Annotated in this window: 15 protein-coding genes; 11 read left to right on the forward strand and 4 right to left on the reverse strand. The window is 72.9% G+C overall.

Going from position 1 to position 15396, the window contains the following annotated elements; translation table 11 throughout:
* Positions 1–121: 121 nt before the first annotated feature.
* From mftD to IEX42_RS14750, 6 genes are all read left to right on the forward strand, one after another.
* Positions 122–1303 carry a pre-mycofactocin synthase MftD gene (gene mftD / locus IEX42_RS14725; protein ID WP_188780449.1) on the forward strand — a complete coding sequence of 394 codons (1182 nt, stop codon included), beginning with the start codon at positions 122–124 and terminating at the stop codon, positions 1301–1303.
* Positions 1300–2106, forward strand: a complete 807-nt coding sequence (locus IEX42_RS14730; protein ID WP_188780450.1) for a mycofactocin-coupled SDR family oxidoreductase — start codon at positions 1300–1302, stop codon at positions 2104–2106. The genes mftD and IEX42_RS14730 overlap by 4 nt, the downstream gene beginning before the upstream one ends.
* 144 nt (positions 2107–2250) lie before the next feature.
* The gene (locus IEX42_RS14735; RefSeq protein ID WP_188780451.1) at positions 2251–2520 is read left to right on the forward strand and encodes a DUF4242 domain-containing protein; all 270 of its coding nucleotides are present in this window, start codon (positions 2251–2253) and stop codon (positions 2518–2520) included.
* 82 nt (positions 2521–2602) lie between these two features.
* Entirely contained in the window at positions 2603–3850 is a 1248-nt protein-coding gene (locus tag IEX42_RS14740) for an iron-containing alcohol dehydrogenase (protein ID WP_229660885.1), read from the forward strand.
* Positions 3851–3857: 7 nt separating this feature from the next.
* The gene (locus IEX42_RS14745) at positions 3858–5276 is read left to right on the forward strand and encodes a MadS family sensor histidine kinase (protein ID WP_229660886.1); all 1419 of its coding nucleotides are present in this window, start codon (positions 3858–3860) and stop codon (positions 5274–5276) included.
* Positions 5273–5926 carry a MadR family response regulator transcription factor gene (locus IEX42_RS14750; RefSeq protein ID WP_308422238.1) on the forward strand — a complete coding sequence of 218 codons (654 nt, stop codon included), beginning with the start codon at positions 5273–5275 and terminating at the stop codon, positions 5924–5926. The genes IEX42_RS14745 and IEX42_RS14750 overlap by 4 nt, the downstream gene beginning before the upstream one ends.
* Before the next feature lie 87 nt (positions 5927–6013).
* On the opposite strand, the gene mftM is transcribed toward IEX42_RS14750, so the two are convergent.
* From mftM to mdo, 4 genes are all read right to left on the reverse strand, one after another.
* Positions 6014–6967: a mycofactocin oligosaccharide methyltransferase MftM gene (gene mftM / locus IEX42_RS14755; protein WP_229660887.1), complete on the reverse strand. Its 954-nt coding sequence runs from the start codon at positions 6965–6967 to the stop codon at positions 6014–6016.
* Complete coding sequence (locus tag IEX42_RS14760; RefSeq protein ID WP_188780452.1) at positions 6964–8502, reverse strand: VWA domain-containing protein; 1539 nt, start codon at positions 8500–8502, stop codon at positions 6964–6966. Before IEX42_RS14760 ends, mftM begins: the two co-directional genes overlap by 4 nt.
* Positions 8503–8512: 10 nt before the next feature.
* The gene (locus IEX42_RS14765; RefSeq protein ID WP_229660888.1) at positions 8513–9751 is read right to left on the reverse strand and encodes an AAA family ATPase; all 1239 of its coding nucleotides are present in this window, start codon (positions 9749–9751) and stop codon (positions 8513–8515) included.
* Positions 9752–9956: 205 nt separating this feature from the next.
* Complete coding sequence (mdo, locus tag IEX42_RS14770) at positions 9957–11249, reverse strand: NDMA-dependent methanol dehydrogenase (protein WP_188780453.1); 1293 nt, start codon at positions 11247–11249, stop codon at positions 9957–9959.
* A 228-nt stretch (positions 11250–11477) separates the two neighbouring features.
* On the opposite strand from mdo, the gene mftA reads away from it, so the two are divergent.
* The 5 genes from mftA to mftF all read left to right on the forward strand — a co-directional run bounded on the left by mftA (position 11478) and on the right by mftF (position 15380).
* The gene (mftA, locus tag IEX42_RS14775; RefSeq protein ID WP_188780454.1) at positions 11478–11573 is read left to right on the forward strand and encodes a mycofactocin precursor MftA; all 96 of its coding nucleotides are present in this window, start codon (positions 11478–11480) and stop codon (positions 11571–11573) included.
* Complete coding sequence (gene mftB, locus IEX42_RS14780; RefSeq protein ID WP_188780455.1) at positions 11573–11878, forward strand: mycofactocin biosynthesis chaperone MftB; 306 nt, start codon at positions 11573–11575, stop codon at positions 11876–11878. Before mftA ends, mftB begins: the two co-directional genes overlap by 1 nt.
* Positions 11875–13143 (forward strand): mycofactocin radical SAM maturase, encoded by a 1269-nt coding sequence (mftC, locus tag IEX42_RS14785; RefSeq protein WP_188780456.1) that lies wholly within the window; start codon positions 11875–11877, stop codon positions 13141–13143. The genes mftB and mftC overlap by 4 nt, the downstream gene beginning before the upstream one ends.
* A gap of 78 nt (positions 13144–13221) precedes the next feature.
* Positions 13222–13935 carry a mycofactocin biosynthesis peptidyl-dipeptidase MftE gene (mftE, locus tag IEX42_RS14790; protein WP_188780457.1) on the forward strand — a complete coding sequence of 238 codons (714 nt, stop codon included), beginning with the start codon at positions 13222–13224 and terminating at the stop codon, positions 13933–13935.
* Positions 13932–15380, forward strand: coding sequence for a mycofactocin biosynthesis glycosyltransferase MftF (gene mftF, locus IEX42_RS14795; RefSeq protein ID WP_188780458.1), 1449 nt, complete (start codon positions 13932–13934; stop codon positions 15378–15380). The genes mftE and mftF overlap by 4 nt, the downstream gene beginning before the upstream one ends.
* Positions 15381–15396: the final 16 nt, after the last annotated feature.

Genomic DNA, 15396 nt, shown 5'->3' on the forward strand with positions numbered 1-15396 from the left:
CGAGACCGTCGTCGGCCGGCCGGTGGGTACCCGCCCCTCCGGACGGGCAGTGGCCGTGTGTCGGCGCTCACCCCTAACCTCGGCACTCACGGCACGCAGCGAGGGAGAGGGCGCGGACACGATGGCGAACGACTGGTTCGAGACGGTGCTGGAGGCACAGCGCAGGGCGAAGAAGCGGCTGCCCCCGTCGGTGTACTCCGCGCTCCTGGCGGGCTCCGAGCGCGGTTCGACGTACGACGACAACCTGCGCGCCTTCGGTGAGCTCGGGTTCGCGCCGCACGTCGCTGGGAACACCTCCCAGCACGACCTGAGCACCAGCGTCATGGGCCAGCAGATCTCGATGCCCGTGATCATTTCCCCGACCGGCGTGCAGGCCGTCCACCCCGACGGCGAGGTGGCGGTCGCCCGGGCCGCGGCGGCGCGGGGGACCGCGATGGGGTTGAGCTCCTTCGCCAGCAAGCCGGTCGAGGACGTCGTCGCGGCCAACCCCCAGACCTTCTTCCAGATGTACTGGATGGGGGACCGCGACACGATGGCCCAGCGCATGGACCGGGCCCGCACGGCCGGCTGCGTCGGGCTGATCGCGACCCTCGACTGGTCGTTCTCGCACGGTCGCGACTGGGGCAGCCCGTCGATCCCCGACAAGGTCGACGTCAAGACGATGCTCACCTTCGCGCCCGAGGTGCTGCGCCGGCCGCGCTGGCTGCTGGACTTCGCCCGCTCGGGTCAGCTGCCCGACCTGACCACGCCGAACATCCCGGTGGACGCCCAGCCCGCGCCCACCTTCTTCGGGGCGTACGGCGAGTGGATGGGCACCCCGCCGCCGTCGTGGGACGACGTGGCCTGGATGGCGAAGGAGTGGGGCGGCCCGTTCATGCTCAAGGGCCTCTCCCGGGTCGACGACGCCCACCGAGCGCGCGACGCCGGCGTCACCGCCGTCTCGGTGTCCAACCACGGTGGCAACAACATCGACGGCACGCCGGCCGCGATCCGGATGCTGCCGTCGGTCGTCGACGCCATCGGCGAGGACGTGGAGGTCGTGATGGACGGCGGCATCCGCCGCGGCAGCGACGTGGTCAAGGCGGTGGCGCTCGGGGCGCGCGCGGTGATGATCGGCCGGGCGTACCTCTGGGGCCTGGCCGCCAACGGCCAGGCCGGGGTGGAGAACGTCCTCGACGTGCTGCGCGGCGGCATCGACTCCGCGCTGCTCGGTCTCGGCAAGACCGACATCGGCGACCTGCGGCGCGACGACGTCCTCGTCCCGGACGGCTTCCTGCGCGTGCTGGGCGACGTCCCGGCTTGAGCGAAAACGCCTCGGAGCAGCGCGTCGCGCTGGTGACCGGCGCCGGCCGTGGCATCGGCGCCGCCACCGTGCGGCTGCTCGTCGAGCGTGGGCTGCGGGTCGTCGCGGTCGACGTCGCGTCGGGGGAGGAACACGGCCTGCCCGGTGTGGGCTACGACCTCGCCACGCGTGCGGAGCTCGAGGAGCTGGCGGCGCTCGGCGACGCCGTCGAGACGGTGGTGGCCGACGTACGAGACCCCGCGGCCGTGGAGCGCGCCGCCGCCCGGGCGGTCGAGCGCTGGGGTCGTCTCGACGTGGCGGTCGCCGCCGCGGCGGTGATGTCCGGCGGTACGCCCGCCTGGGAGACCCCGCTCGCCGACCTCGACACGCTGTGGGCGGTCGACGTCGCCGGCGTGTGGCACGTCGCGCGCTCCTGCGTCCCTCGGATGCTCGCCGGGCCGGACCCGTCGGGCTGCCGCTTCGTCGCGGTCGCCTCGCTGGCCGCGGAGAAGGGGCTGTTCGGGCTGGCGGCGTACAACGCGGCCAAGCACGCCGTCGTCGGCGTCGTCCGCGGCCTCGCCGCCGACCTCGTCGGCACGGGGGTCACCGCCGTCGCCGTCTCGCCCGGCTCCACCGACACCGCGATGCTGCGTGCGACGGCGGCGTCGTACGCCCTCGACGACGTGCAGCCCCTCGTCGCCCGGCAGCTGCTGCGTCGCCCGCTGCGACCCGAGGAGGTGGCGGCGACCATCGCGTTCTGCTGCTCGTACGACGGCGCCGCGCTCAACGGCTCGGTGGTCGCCGCGACCGGCGGAGCCGAGTGACGCCCGACCTGTCCGACCGGACAGGTCGGGGCCTCGCTGCGTGACCGGTCCGTGTGACCGGTGCCACTCCTAGGCTGGCCGCAGGCCACGGGGTGCCGGCGACTCGGCGCCCGTTCCGGGCCGGACCCACGCGAGGAGACAGCCATGGACCGCTACGTCGTCGAGCGCACCCTTCCCGGTGCCGGATCGCTCTCCGAGCAGGAGCTGCACGACATCAGTGCCAAGTCGAACGAGGTGCTCGCGGGGATGGACGACATCGCCTGGGTCGAGTCGTACGTCACCGACGACAAGCTGTACTGCGTCTACGAGGCCGACGACCCCGCCCAGATCGAGCAGCACGCCGCGGAGGGCGGGTTCCCGTGCGACCGGGTCAGCGCCGTGCGCGGGACCATCTCGCCGGAGTCGGGACGCTGAGACGAGACCGACGAGCACCCGGCGTCTACCCGGATGTGACCTCGCCCACTAGGGTGAGGAGACAGCCACCTCGGAGGAACTCGTGACGACCACCGTGCGCGAGGAGTCCGTGACCGACGGTCTCCCCCCTCGACCACCCGCGCAGCGGCCGCACGTCGCGACGGAGCAGGCGAGCGCGGCGGACCCGCTGGTGAAGTTCCACGCCCCGGAGATCGTCTTCGGGCCGGGCTCGCTCGGTGAGGCGGGCTTCGCCGCGGGTCGTCTCGGCGCGCGGAGACCGTTCGTGGTGACCGACCCGGGGATCGTCGAGGCGGGGTGGGTCGACGAGCTGGTCGGGCTGCTGCGCGACGTACGACTCGAGCCGGTCGTGTGGACCGACGTCACCCCCAACCCCAAGGACCACGAGATCCGGGCGGCCCACCGGCGATACGTCGAGACCGGCTCGGACGTGATCATCGCGATCGGCGGCGGGTCGTGCATCGACGCCGCCAAGGGGCTGGCCATCCTGTCCGGCAACGGCGGCGACATCCTGGACTTCGCCGGCGTCGACCAGGTGGTCGACCCGATCCCGCCGCTGCTGATGATCCCGAGCACCTCGGGCACCGGGGCCGACGTCTCGCAGTTCTGCATCGTCACCGACACCGAGCGGTCGGTGAAGATCACCATCCTCGGTCGCGCGCTGGTGCCCGACATCTCGATCACCGACCCGCGACTGCTGGTCACGATGCCCGACTGGCTCAACGCGGCCACCGGCCTGGACGCGCTGACCCACGGCATCGAGTCCTTCGTGTCGCTGGCGCACAACCCGCTGGCCGACACCCACGCGCTCAACGCCGTCGGCCTGGTCACGCACCACCTGCGCACGACGATGACCTCGCCGGCCGAGGAGCTGGCCCGCTCGAAGATGGCGCAGGCGAGCCTGCAGGCGGGGCTGGCGTTCACCAACGCGATCCTGGGCGCCACCCACGCGATGAGCCACCAGGTCGGTGGGCTGCTCGACGCCCCGCACGGGGTGATCAACGGCGTGCTGCTGCCCCACGTGATCCGCTACAACGCGCGCTCCACCCCCGACCGGTTCCTCGACCTCGCCCGGGTCGCGGGGCTGTCCGTGGAGGGCATGCCGGGCGACGAGGCCGCCGACCTCCTCGCCGACCACGTACGCCGCCTGGCCGACGACATCGGCGTCCCCAAGGGCCTGCGCGCGCTCGGGGTCTGCGAGGCCGACCTCGCCAGGCTGGCCAGCACGACCCTCGAGGACGCCTGCCTGGCGACCAACCCGCGCTCGGCGTCGGCCACCGACATGGAGCGGCTGTTCCGCGAGGCGCTGTGAGGCGCCCGTGACCGATCTGCAGCACACGGATCTCCAGCGGCCCGACCTGGCCGCGCTGACCGGCGTGCGCTCGGGCAAGCGGTCCTACTACCGCGCGTACGTCCGCTCCGACGAGCGCACCCAGCGCGCCGTGCGCGCCATGGACTCCATCTCCCGCGCCGTCGTCCGCACCGTCGAGGGGCCGCGGGGACTGATCCAGGAGGTCGTGGGCGCCGCCGCCGAGCACCTGTCGTCACCGTGGACGATGCTCGCGCTGACCGACGGGTGCCTGCCGGGCGCCCGGCCGCGGTTCCTGGTGGTCGGGCCGGACGGGTCGGCGTACGACGAGGAGGCCGACCTGCCGAGCGTGGTCCGGCGGGAGCTGGTCGCGATCCGGGCCGGGGTCGAGACTCGGACGGGTCCCGAGCCCGGCTGGGTCCGTGCGCCGCTCGTGCTGGAGGGGATGCAGGTCGGGGAGCTGGCCGCGATCCCCGGGCTCGCGGACGAGGCCGACCCCGACGACCACGCGATCCTGCGCATCCTCGCCAACCAGGCGGCGGTCTCGCTGCACACCTCGGAGCAGTACCAGGCCGGCACCGCGCTGCACCGCCGTGCCCAGCTGCTCTACGACGAGGCGCAGGCCCGTGCTCGCGACCTGGAGCGGCGAACCGGCGAGCTGCGCGCCGTCGAGCAGCGGCTGGCCGAGGCCCGCCAGCGCGAGGTGGTCGACGCGGAGCGGCACCGGATCGCGCGCGAGCTGCACGACAGCGTCACGCAGTACGTCCTCTCGGCCGGCATGGCCGTGGAGATGGCCCGTGGCGACGCCGCGGACCTCGGGGAGGCGGGGGAGCGCATCCTCGCCCAGCTGGCGACGGCCAAGCAGCTGAGCCAGGAGGCCGTCGAGCAGCTGCGGCGTGCGATCTACGCGCTGCACCGCGCCCACGACGAGACGACGCCGCGGCTCGTCGCGCTGGTCCGCGAGGTGGCCGAGCACTGCCGCCCCGAGCTGTCGGTCGAGGTGCGCAGCTGCGGCGAGGAGCTCACCCTGCGCGCCGACGCCCACCACGAGATCGCGCGGGCCGTCGGAGAGGCACTGTTCAACGTCGCCGCCCACGCGCACGCGTCGCGGGCCGTCGTACGCCTGAGGTACGCCGCCGACCTGCTCACCGTCTCGGTGACCGACGACGGCGACGGCGACCCCGCCGCGCTGCACCGCAAGCTGCGCATCGAGCGGGGCTCGTCGGTGAACGGCCGGCACCGTGGCCTGGTCAACATCGAGGCCCGGATCACCGACCTCGGCGGCGCGGTGACGTTCGGCCGGGCCCGGCTCGGTGGCGTACGTGTCGAGATGGCCGTCCCGCTGCCGCTGCCCGAGGCGGTCCGGCCGGGCCTGATCGACCACCTGCTCAGCGGACCGGACCACCAGGAGGAACAGTGTCGGCAGTGACCCAGGACCGCGACGTCATCGGCATCATGCTGGTCGACGACCACGGGATCGTGCGGCAGGGGCTGCGCTCGATCCTCGAGCGCGAGGACGACCTGCGGGTCGTGGCCGAGGCGGCGAAGCCCGACGAGGCGCTCGTCCTCGTCGGCCGGGCGCAGCCGCGGATCGTGCTGCTGGACCTGAAGCTCTCCTCGTCCTCCGACACCGAGGGGCTCGAGCTGTGCGCCGAGCTGGTACGCCGCCACCCCGACATCGGCGTCCTCGTCCTCACCACGTTCCTCGACGAGCACCTCGTCCTGCAGGCCATCCGCGCCGGCGCCAAGGGGTACGTCGTCAAGGACGTCGACACCTCCGCGCTCGTCCGGGCGATCCGTGACGTCAGCCGCGGTGACTCCGCCTTCGACGCCCGCTCCGCCGCCGCCATGGTCCGCGGTCTCAACGCCCCCGCCGAGGAGAACGTCCGCCACCTCACCGAGCGCGAGTGCGAGGTCCTGCGCCTGCTCGCCCGCGGGCTGTCGAACCGCGACATCGGCGCCACGCTGTTCATCTCCGAGACCACCGCGAAGTTCCACGTCGGCAACATCCTGCGCAAGCTCGGGGTCTCCCGCCGCGCCGAGGCGGTGTACGAGGCGTCGAAGATGGGCGTCATCTAGCACGCGCTCGCGCGACCAGACGGGGGACGTCATACGAGCTGGTCGCTCTGGCAGCCACTTCGTATGACGTCCCGAGCGGCTGCGCGGTCAGCGGTTCACGACGAGCCAACCGCCGTGGTGCTCGCTGACCTCGTACGACGCCCCGGGCACGGCCGCCGCGCAGGACGCGCCCCAGGCGGCGAGATCGTCCAGGGAGACGGTGCGGACGTGGCCGTACGCCTCGGTGGCGACGTCCTCGAGGGGGACGGCGACGACGAGGCGGCGCCGGGTCAGGCGCAGCGCCTCGGTGACCACGCGGTCGCCGTGGTCGGGCTCGAGGTGCTCGAGGAGGTGGATCGCGAGGACGGTGTCGGCGCAGCGCGCGGGCGCGGGGTAGCGGGCGGCGTCGGCGGCCCCGCACTCGAGCGACACCCCGAGGCGCGGCGCGATCCGGTCCAGCAGCCGCATGGTGCCTGCCGAGAGGTCCGAGGCCGTCGTACGACGCCCCGCCGCGGCCAGGCGCAGCGAGAGGAAGCCGAAGCACGAGCCGAGCTCGAGCACCGACCCCGGCCCGACGAGCGACTCCGCCCGCTCGTAGACGGGCGCGTAGTCGGCGATCGAGCCGTGCCCGTCGGCGGTCCGACCGCCCGGTCCGTCGTGCAGCACCGCCTCGATCCGAGTCAGGGTGTGTCGGTAGAAGCCTTCCCACGCGGCGTCCGGGTCGGGGTCGCTGGAGCGCACCAGGCCGGTGAGCACCCGCTCGAACAGGTCGGTGCCGCGCAGCCAGCCGGGGCCGAACAGCTCGTGCTCGACCAGGCCGGCGAGGTCGTCGTCCAGCCGGTGCGTCGGCACCCGGTGACCGATCTCGACACGGCCGCCGTCGCGGGCGACGTCGAAGTGCGCGGTCGTCGCGCGTACGGCACCTCGTACGGGCTCACCGGCGGGGCGGACGGCGACGAGGTCGTCGACGTACGCGCCCTCGACGAGCGCCGCGAACGGGTCGATCGGGCGCGCGGGTGGCGGGACGGCGTGCGGTCCGGCGCCGATCACGACGAGGCTCACTGGCTCGGCTCGGCCATGGAGAGCGTGACCTGGTCGAGGCCGGAGAGGTTGCGCACCACCTGTACACGATCGCAGTACTCGGCGTACGACGGCAGGTCGCAGCGCCCCAGCGCCCAGGAGTACTTCGGCTCGGGCGTGAGCCACACCGTCTCCCGGGCCCGTCGGGTCAGCTCCTCGAAGTGCCGCAGCCCCGGGTCGTGGGCGTTGCCGCGGCCGTCGCCGAGCACGACCAGCGTGGTGCGGCGCGTGACGGCGGAGCCGTACTCCTCGAGGAAGTCCTCGAAGACCGAGCCGTAGTCGGAGTCGGCGTCCACGTCGAGCACCCCACCGGCGGGCAGGCCGGACATCACCAGCGACAGCGCCTCGGTGATGTGGTGCTCGGAGAACAGGTCGGTGATCTCGACGACGTCCTTGACGAAGGCGAAGGTACGCACCGAGGACGCCAGCGACTGCAGGCTGTGCACGAGGTGCAGGGTGAACCGTGCGGCCGAGCGCACCGACAGCGAGACGTCGCACAGCACGAGCAGGTGCGGGCGGTCCTCCACCTTGCTGACCGTCACCGGCCGGAACGGGACGCCGTCGTACCTCATGTTCGCCCGCATCGTCCGTGCGCCGTCGACCACGCCCCGCGCCGCGGCCTTGCGCCGCGGCCTCGGCGCGCCGTGCAGGCTGCGCAGCAGCCGGCGCAGCGCCTCCTCGAGGTCGGCGCGCTCCTGCTCCTCGACGGTCTCGGCCTGGGCCGCCTGGACCTCCCGCTCCTCGAGCTCGTGCTCCATCGCGAGCAGGCTCTCCAGGTGCTGCTTGAGCTTCTCGGGGAGCCCCTCGAGGAACGGCGCCAGCCGGTCGCGCAGTGCCGCCAGCGAGCCGAGGGTGTCGCCGTCGTCGAGGAGCTGGTCGTCGGGGTCGACCTCGTCGAGCCAGGCCAGCAGCGCCATCTCCTGGGCGACGGTCAGCTCGGTGTCCAGCTCCATCCCGGGGTTGGTCTGCAGCTCGCCGGGGTTGCCGGGGTTGTGCATGCGGTTGGTGGTGATCTGGACGCGCGCGGCGTCCTCGCTGTCGTCCCCGGTCCTCTCGTTGGACAGCACGATCTCGTCGGTCAGGGCGGCCATGTCGATCTTGTTGGCCTCCTGGTGCAGGTTGTACTGCTGCGCCAGGTCCTCGGGGTCGAAGTAGTCCTTGATGTCGTCCGGCGCCCCGTGGAAGTGGCCCTCCTCCGGGGTGTCGCCGGGCTCCTCGGAGAGCGTGAACTCCTGGGTCTCGCCCTCGTCGGTCAGGTCGTCGTGCCCGTGACCGTGCCCGACCTGCTCATCGAGCACCGCCCGCAGCCCGAAGAACCGGTCGAAGACGCGGTCGAAGGTCTCGGCGTCGCGACGGTCCTTGACCAGGCTCACCGACAACGCCGAGCGGAGCACCTCGCGCTGCTCCAGCACGCTGGGCTGGGCGACCGCGTGCATGGCGTCCAGCGCCTCGGCGGTCGAGACGCGTACGCCGTGCAGCCGCAGCAGCCGGATGAACCGGTGGACCGCGCCCTCCACGACCCGCCCCCTACACCGGCCGCTTGCGGGCGCCGCCGAAGGACCGCGAGCCCTGGCCGGCCGACACCGACCGTCCGCCGCCGGCCGAGCGGGTCGACTTCGGCTTCGAGCCGGTGGCATCGGGGCCGCCGTACGTCCCCGGGTGACGACCGGGGTCGTCGCGCCGAGCCCGTACGTCGCGTCCGTCCGGACCTCCTGCACCGCCGGCGTCGGCGTCGCCCGCGTCGTCGTGCGAGTGGTCCGCCCCGTGCCCGTGGCCATGACCGTGACCGTGCCCGTGATCGAGGGAGTCGGGCACCTCGGCGTTGGGGTCGACGAGGTGCGGGATGGCGCTGACCGCGCGCTTGAGGTCGCGCTCGTACTTGATCACCACGTTGAGCGTGCTGGACAAGACGTCGGAGGTCAGCTCGTTCACGCCGAGCACCGCCAGCGTGCGCGCCCAGTCGATCGTCTCGGAGATGCTCGGCGCCTTGCGCAGCTCCATCTCGCGCAGCTCCCGGACGATGTCGACCAGCCGGCGTGCCAGCGACTCCGAGAGCCCGGTGTCCTTGGACCGGATGATGTCCAGCTCGCGCTCGGCGGTCGGGTAGTCGAGGAACAGGTGGAGGCAGCGGCGCTTGAGCGCGGCGGAGAGGTCACGGGTGTTGTTCGAGGTGAGGACGACGTACGGCATCGTCCTCGCGCGCACCGTGCCGACCTCGGGGATGGAGATCTGGAACTCGCTGAGCAGCTCGAGCAGCACCGCCTCCAGGGCCTCGTCGGCCCGGTCGACCTCGTCGATGAGGAGGACGACCGGCTCCTCGGAGGTGATCGCCTCCAGCAGCGGGCGGGGGGTCAGGAACCGCTCGGAGAAGAACACGCTGTCCTGCTCGGCGATCCGCTCGACCGACTCGGCCAGGTCGGCGGCGTCCTCGACGACCTGGCCGATCTTCTCGCGCAGGATCTGGGTGTACAGCATCTGCTTGCCGTAGTCCCACTCGTAGAGCGCCTTGGTCTCGTCCTGCCCCTCGTAGCACTGCAGCCGCAGCAGCCGCCGGCCGGTGACCTCGGCCAGGCTCGTCGCCAGCTGGGTCTTGCCGACACCCGCGGGGCCCTCGAGCAGCACCGGCTTGTTCATCCGGGTCTGCAGGAAGACGGTCGTGGCCAGCCGGTCGTCGGTGAGGTAGCCCGCGTCCTGGAACTGTCGGGCGGCGTCTGCGACGTCGGTGAAGCCGGGGTGGACGGCGGCTGGGTCGTCGGTGTCGGTCACGCGGTGCTCCTGCCGGGGTGGCGGTGGGTGGGTCGGTGCGGGAGGTCTCGACGTCCTCCCTCGCTAGCGCTCGGTTCGGGCTCGACCACCCGCGGAGGGCCTAGGCGGTCGAGCAGCGAGCGCGTCGAGACCTCCGTACGAGCTGGCGGCCCGAACCGGACCGGGCGACGCGATCGCGCGCCACCCGGTCCGGTGTCCGGGGTGCTCAGGTGAGCAGGTCGTCCAGGTCGCCGTTCATGCAGTGCTCGACCACGGGGCGCACCGTCTCGAAGGTGCACTCCTTGGCGTTGCCCGGGGTGCAGGCGTCGTCGAGGACGTGGTTCGTGATCGCGTCCACGTCCTCCTCGTCGCCCTTGATGACACCGCGACCCTCGTAGTACTTCGTCGGGCCCTCGCCCAGCCGGTTCTTCGAGTAGGTGTCCTTGGTGACGTCGGTGAACTTCTCGGTGATGCCGACGTCGCGCAGCAGCCGGATCGCGGCGGCGAGGGCGGCGTCCGCGGCCTGCGGCTTGGTCATGCCGTGGGTGTCGACGCCCATCGCCTCGGCGATGTCGGCGAAGCGGGCGTACTGCGTGGGCATGTTGAACGCCCACACCCGCGGCAGCGCGATCGCGTTGTTCAGCCCGTGGTGGGTGTCGTAGAACGCCGAGACCGCGTGCGAGATCGAGTGGATGATGCCGAGGCCGCCGGAGTTGAAGGCCTGGGCGGCGATGTACTGGGCGTACATCATGCCCTCGCGGCCCTTAAGGTCCTGACCGTTCCAGGTGGCCTCGCGCAGGTTCTCCGCGGTCAGCTTGATCGCCCGGATCGCGTTGCCGAGAGACGGCTCGAAGTTCAGCCGCGAGACGTACGGCTCGGAGGCGTGCGCGAGCACGTCGAAGCCGCACTGGGCCGTGTAGTCGATCGGGCAGTCGTAGTAGAGCACCGGGTCGTCGATGGCCAGCGTGGTCACCGCGGCGTCGTCGAAGGCGACGTACTTGTGCGGGTTGTCGGGGTCGGTCGTGGTGTCGGTGATGACGTACGCCCAGGAGGTCTCCGAGCCGGTGCCCGCCGTGGTGGAGACGGCGATGTGCGGCGGGTTCTTCGGGTTCTCGGACATGTTGAAGCCCTCGAACTCGTTGACGTTGCGGCCGTCGTGCGCGACGGAGACACGGGCGCCCTTGCAGGCGTCGTGCGAGGAGCCGCCGCCGATGGAGACGAAGGAGTCGCACTTGTTCTCCTGGTAGAGCGCGACGGCGTCCATCGTGTTGTAGTCCTTGGGGTTGGACTCGACCTTGTCGTACAGCACCACCTCGAGGCCGTGGTACTTCATCGACTCGCAGATCTTGTGGACGATGTCGGTGCCGCGCAGACCGGAGGTCATCACCAGCGTCTTCTGAAAACCCAGCTTCAGCGCCTCCGGGCCGATCATCTCGTGCCCGCCGGGGCCCATCAGCGCCCGCGGGAAGGGGTGGAACTCCTTGATCGGGAACGGCTTGAGCAGCTCGTCAACTTGCATGGCGTGGACCTCCTGGGTGTCGTCCGTGGCTGTACGGCGAACCTAGGAGCGCTGTGACCTGCGCAACAGGCGGGTTTCGACAAACGCACCGGCGAGGCAGTGCCCGACCTGTCCGTTCGCACAGGTAGGCGACGCGACTGGGACGGTTGTGGCTCAGGTCACCTCCTGACTAGCGTGACGCCACGAGGTGCCCGCGAACCGTGGGCACGCGACGAGGGGAGCTGTGCGATGAACGAGCCCGAGGTGCAGGACCAGGTGGAGGCGCCGGCCGAGGAGGTCCTCGTCGAGGAGGTCTCCATCGACGGCATGTGCGGCGTCTACTGATGACCGCCACGCCCGACGCGGAGCGGGGCACTCCGCTCCGCGTCCGGGCGGAGGCCGCCTGGCGCCTCAGCGACTCCGTGTCGCTGCGCCCCGAGCCCTTCGGCGCCCTCGCCTACGACTTCCGCACCCGACGGCTGAGCTTCCTCAAGACGCCGACCCTGGTCGACGTGGTCCGCGGTCTCGCCGACCACGACACCGCCGGTGAGGCCCTGACCGCGGCCGGCGTCACGCCGCAGCAGGAGTCGTCGTACCTCTCCGCCCTGACCACCCTGGCCGGCAGCGGCCTGATCGAGGAGCGTCCATGACCCTCGCACCCGAGCGACGCGCCACGCCCGCCCCGGCCCGGCCCGTACGACCCACCACCGGCCCGCTGGTCGACCAGTTCGAGTTCGGCCTCGACGCACCGATCTGCCTGACCTGGGAGCTGACGTACGCCTGCAACCTGGCCTGCACCCACTGCCTGAGCAGCTCGGGGCGCCGCGACCCGGACGAGCTGAGCACCGAGGAGTGCAAGGCGCTGATCGACGAGTTCGAGCGGATGCAGATCTTCTACGTCAACATCGGCGGCGGCGAGCCGACGGTGCGACCGGACTTCTGGGAGCTGCTCGACTACGCCGTCGCGCACCACGTGGGCGTGAAGTTCTCCACCAACGGCTTCCGGATCACCCCGGAGCGTGCGGCGAAGCTGGCGGCCACCGACTACGTCGACGTCCAGGTCTCGCTGGACGGCGCCACCGCCGAGGTCAACGACTCGGTGCGGGGGAGGGGGACGTACGACGCCGCCCTGCGCGCGATGGCCAACCTGCGTGACGCGGGGATGAAGGACTTCAAGATGTCGGTGGTGTGCACCCGGCACAACATCGGCCAGCTCGACGAGTTCAAGGCGATCGCGGACACCTACGGCGCCCAGCTGCGGCTGACCCGGCTGCGCCCGTCGGGCCGCGGGGCCGACGTGTGGGACGAGCTGCACCCGCTGCCGGAGCAGCAGCGCGAGCTCTACGACTGGCTGGTGGCCAACGGCGACCAGGTGCTCACCGGGGACTCGTTCTTCCACCTCTCGGCCTTCGCCGAGGACGGGCAGGGGGCGCTGCCGGGGCTCAACCTGTGCGGCGCCGGTCGCGTGGTGTGCCTGGTGGACCCGGTCGGCGACGTGTACGCCTGCCCCTTCGCCATCCACGACCGGTTCAAGGCCGGCAACGTGCGCGACGGTGCCGGCGCCACCGACTTCGACACCGTGTGGAAGCACTCGGAGCTGTTCACCGACCTGCGCAGCCCGCAGACCGGCGGCGCCTGCACGAAGTGCTCGGCGTACGACTCCTGCCGCGGCGGCTGCATGGCGGCGAAGTTCTTCACCGGGCTGCCGCTGGACGGACCCGACCCCGAGTGTGTCAAGGGGAACGCGGCCTCGAGCCTCGAGGCCCGCGACCGCGGTGGCCTGCCGGGGACCTCGCAGGACCACTCGCACAAGGGGACGGTCCGGAACGCGCCGGTGCCGCTGACCCTGATGCGCCGGCCACCGTCCGGGGCGTGCGACGAGAGCCCGCTGGTGCCCGGCCGCAGCTTCGGCTGACCCGGCGTGGGACGGCCGCCGACCCGGCGCGTGTGCGGGTGCAGAACGGCGTGACCCGGCGTCTGTGGGGGTGCGCGGATGGCTGAGCGGCTCGCCGCCGCGGCCTGGACCGAGCTGGACGGACGATCGCCGCTGCTGCTGGTGCCGGTCGGCGCGCTCGAGCAGCACGGTCCGCACCTGCCGTGCGGCACCGACGCCCTTGTCGCGACCACCGTCTGCGCGATGGTCGCGGAGCGGCTCGGCGGGGACGTGCTGGTCGCGCCGACGGTGTCGTACGGCGCGTCCGGCGAGCACGAGGGCTTCCCCGGCACCGTGTCGATCGGGCACGAGGCGCTGCACCTCCTCCTCGTCGAGCTGGGGCGCTCGGCCTGCCGCTGGGCGGGCCGGCTGGTGCTGGTCAACGGTCACGGCGGCAACGTCGCGACCGTCCGCTCGGCGGTCACCCAGCTGCGGGTCGAGGGGCGAGACGTCGCGTGGACCTCGACCGCCACGCCCGGGGCGGACGCGCACGCGGGGGTCACGGAGACCTCGGTGCTGCTGCACCTCGTTCCCGACGAGGTCAGGCAGGAGCGCCTCGCCGTCGGTGCCACCGAGCCGGTCGAGGAGCTGTTGCCCGCGCTGCGCGAGGGCGGAGTACGCGCGGTGTCGGCCAGCGGGGTGCTGGGGGATCCGCGCGGCGCGAGCGCCGCGCACGGCCGCGAGGTCCTCGAGAGCGTCGTCGTCCGGGTGATCGACGAGATCGGGATCGCCGACCCCGACCCGCGCGGGCGGCTGCGCGGGACGGCCCGGTGACCCCGCCGGCCAGCGAGACCCTCCCCGACGGGTTCGCGGTACGCCTCTCGCCGCGTACGAAGGTCCGCGACGGCGGCCGCTGCCTGGTCGGCGGGACGGCCGGGCGGGTGGTGTTCCTGGCCCCCGCCGCCGTCGAGCGGCTGGCAGAGCCGACCGGCCTCGTCGTCCGCGACCAGACCTCGCGGCGGCTCGCCCGGCTGCTCCTGGACCGCGGGCTGGCCGACCCCTGCTGGCCCGCGTGGGCGCGCACCCCGGCCGAGGAGGACGAGGCGGTCGGTGACGTCACCGTCGTCGTCCCCGTCCTCGACCGGCCGGACGCGCTGGCCCGGCTGCTCGGCGCACTGCCGCGCGAGATCCCCGTCGTGGTGGTCGACGACGGGTCGCGCGACCCCGCGTCGATCGGCCGCGTCGCCGCGGCCGCCGGTGCGGACGTCGTACGCCACGAGCGCAACGCGGGGCCCGCCGCGGCCCGCAACTCCGGCCTCGCGCGGGTCACGACGCCGTACGTCGCCTTCGTCGACTCCGACGTCGTCCCCGAGCCCGGCTGGTTGTCCGTGCTCCGCCGGCACCTCGCCGACCCGGCGACGGGGCTCGTCGCCCCGCGGGTCCACGGGGTGACGAGCGGGGCGGACGCGGGCTGGCTGACGCGCTACGAGGAGGTCCGCTCCAGCCTGGACCTCGGCCACGACCCGGCGGCCGTCCGCATCCTCGGCACGGTGGCGTACGTCCCCAGCGCCTGCGTCCTCGCCCGTGTCGACGCGCTGGGGGAGGGGTTCGCCACCTCGATGCGCTCGGGGGAGGACGTCGACCTCGTCTGGCGCCTCCTCGGCGCCGGCTGGCGGGTGCGGTACGAGCCGGGCGCCGCCGTGCGCCACGACCACCGCACGACCGTGCGGGCGTGGCTCGGGCGCAAGGCGTTCTACGGCTCCTCGGCCGGCCGGTTGGCCGAGCGGCACGGCGACGCCGTCGCGCCGATGGTCCTCTCGGCCTGGACCGCCGTGCTCACCGGCGCGGTGCTGGCTCAGCGGCGGTGGTCGGTCCCGGTGGCACTGGGCTCGTGGGGCGTCGCGACCGTCGGGCTCTCACGACGCCTCGAGCGAGCGGACTCGCCGCTGCGGACCGCCGCACGGCTGACCCTCGAGGGAGCGGCGGCGGCCCACGGGCAGGCCGCCTCGGCGCTGTGCCGGCACTACTGGCCGGTCTCGGTCGTCGTCTCCGCGTTCTCCGTGCGCGCGCGGCGGGCACTGCTGGTCGCGGCCGTCGTCGACGCCGCGCTGGACCACCACCACCGGCGGCCCCGGCTGGACCCCGCCCGCTACCTGGTCGCTCGGCGGCTCGACGACGCGGCCTACGGTGCCGGCCTGTGGGGCGGGGTGATGTCCCGGGTCGCCCGCGGTCGCTCGTGGGGCGCGCTGCGTGCCCTGGCGCCGCAGTGGCGCTCGTGACTTCCGGGATCGGCGC

Origin of the sequence: Marmoricola endophyticus, from assembly GCF_014644415.1 — a bacterium.
GTDB classification, from domain to species: domain Bacteria; phylum Actinomycetota; class Actinomycetes; order Propionibacteriales; family Nocardioidaceae; genus Marmoricola; species Marmoricola endophyticus.

Coding starts and splice junctions, on each gene's coding strand:
- mftA (WP_188780454.1), top strand. CDS start 11,478: ATGAACGAGCCCGAGGTGCAGGACCAGGTGGAGGCGCCGGCCGAGGAG.
- mftB (WP_188780455.1), top strand. CDS start 11,573: ATGACCGCCACGCCCGACGCGGAGCGGGGCACTCCGCTCCGCGTCCGG.
- mdo (WP_188780453.1), bottom strand. CDS start 11,249: ATGCAAGTTGACGAGCTGCTCAAGCCGTTCCCGATCAAGGAGTTCCAC.
- mftC (WP_188780456.1), top strand. CDS start 11,875: ATGACCCTCGCACCCGAGCGACGCGCCACGCCCGCCCCGGCCCGGCCC.
- IEX42_RS14735 (WP_188780451.1), top strand. CDS start 2,251: ATGGACCGCTACGTCGTCGAGCGCACCCTTCCCGGTGCCGGATCGCTC.
- mftE (WP_188780457.1), top strand. CDS start 13,222: ATGGCTGAGCGGCTCGCCGCCGCGGCCTGGACCGAGCTGGACGGACGA.
- mftD (WP_188780449.1), top strand. CDS start 122: ATGGCGAACGACTGGTTCGAGACGGTGCTGGAGGCACAGCGCAGGGCG.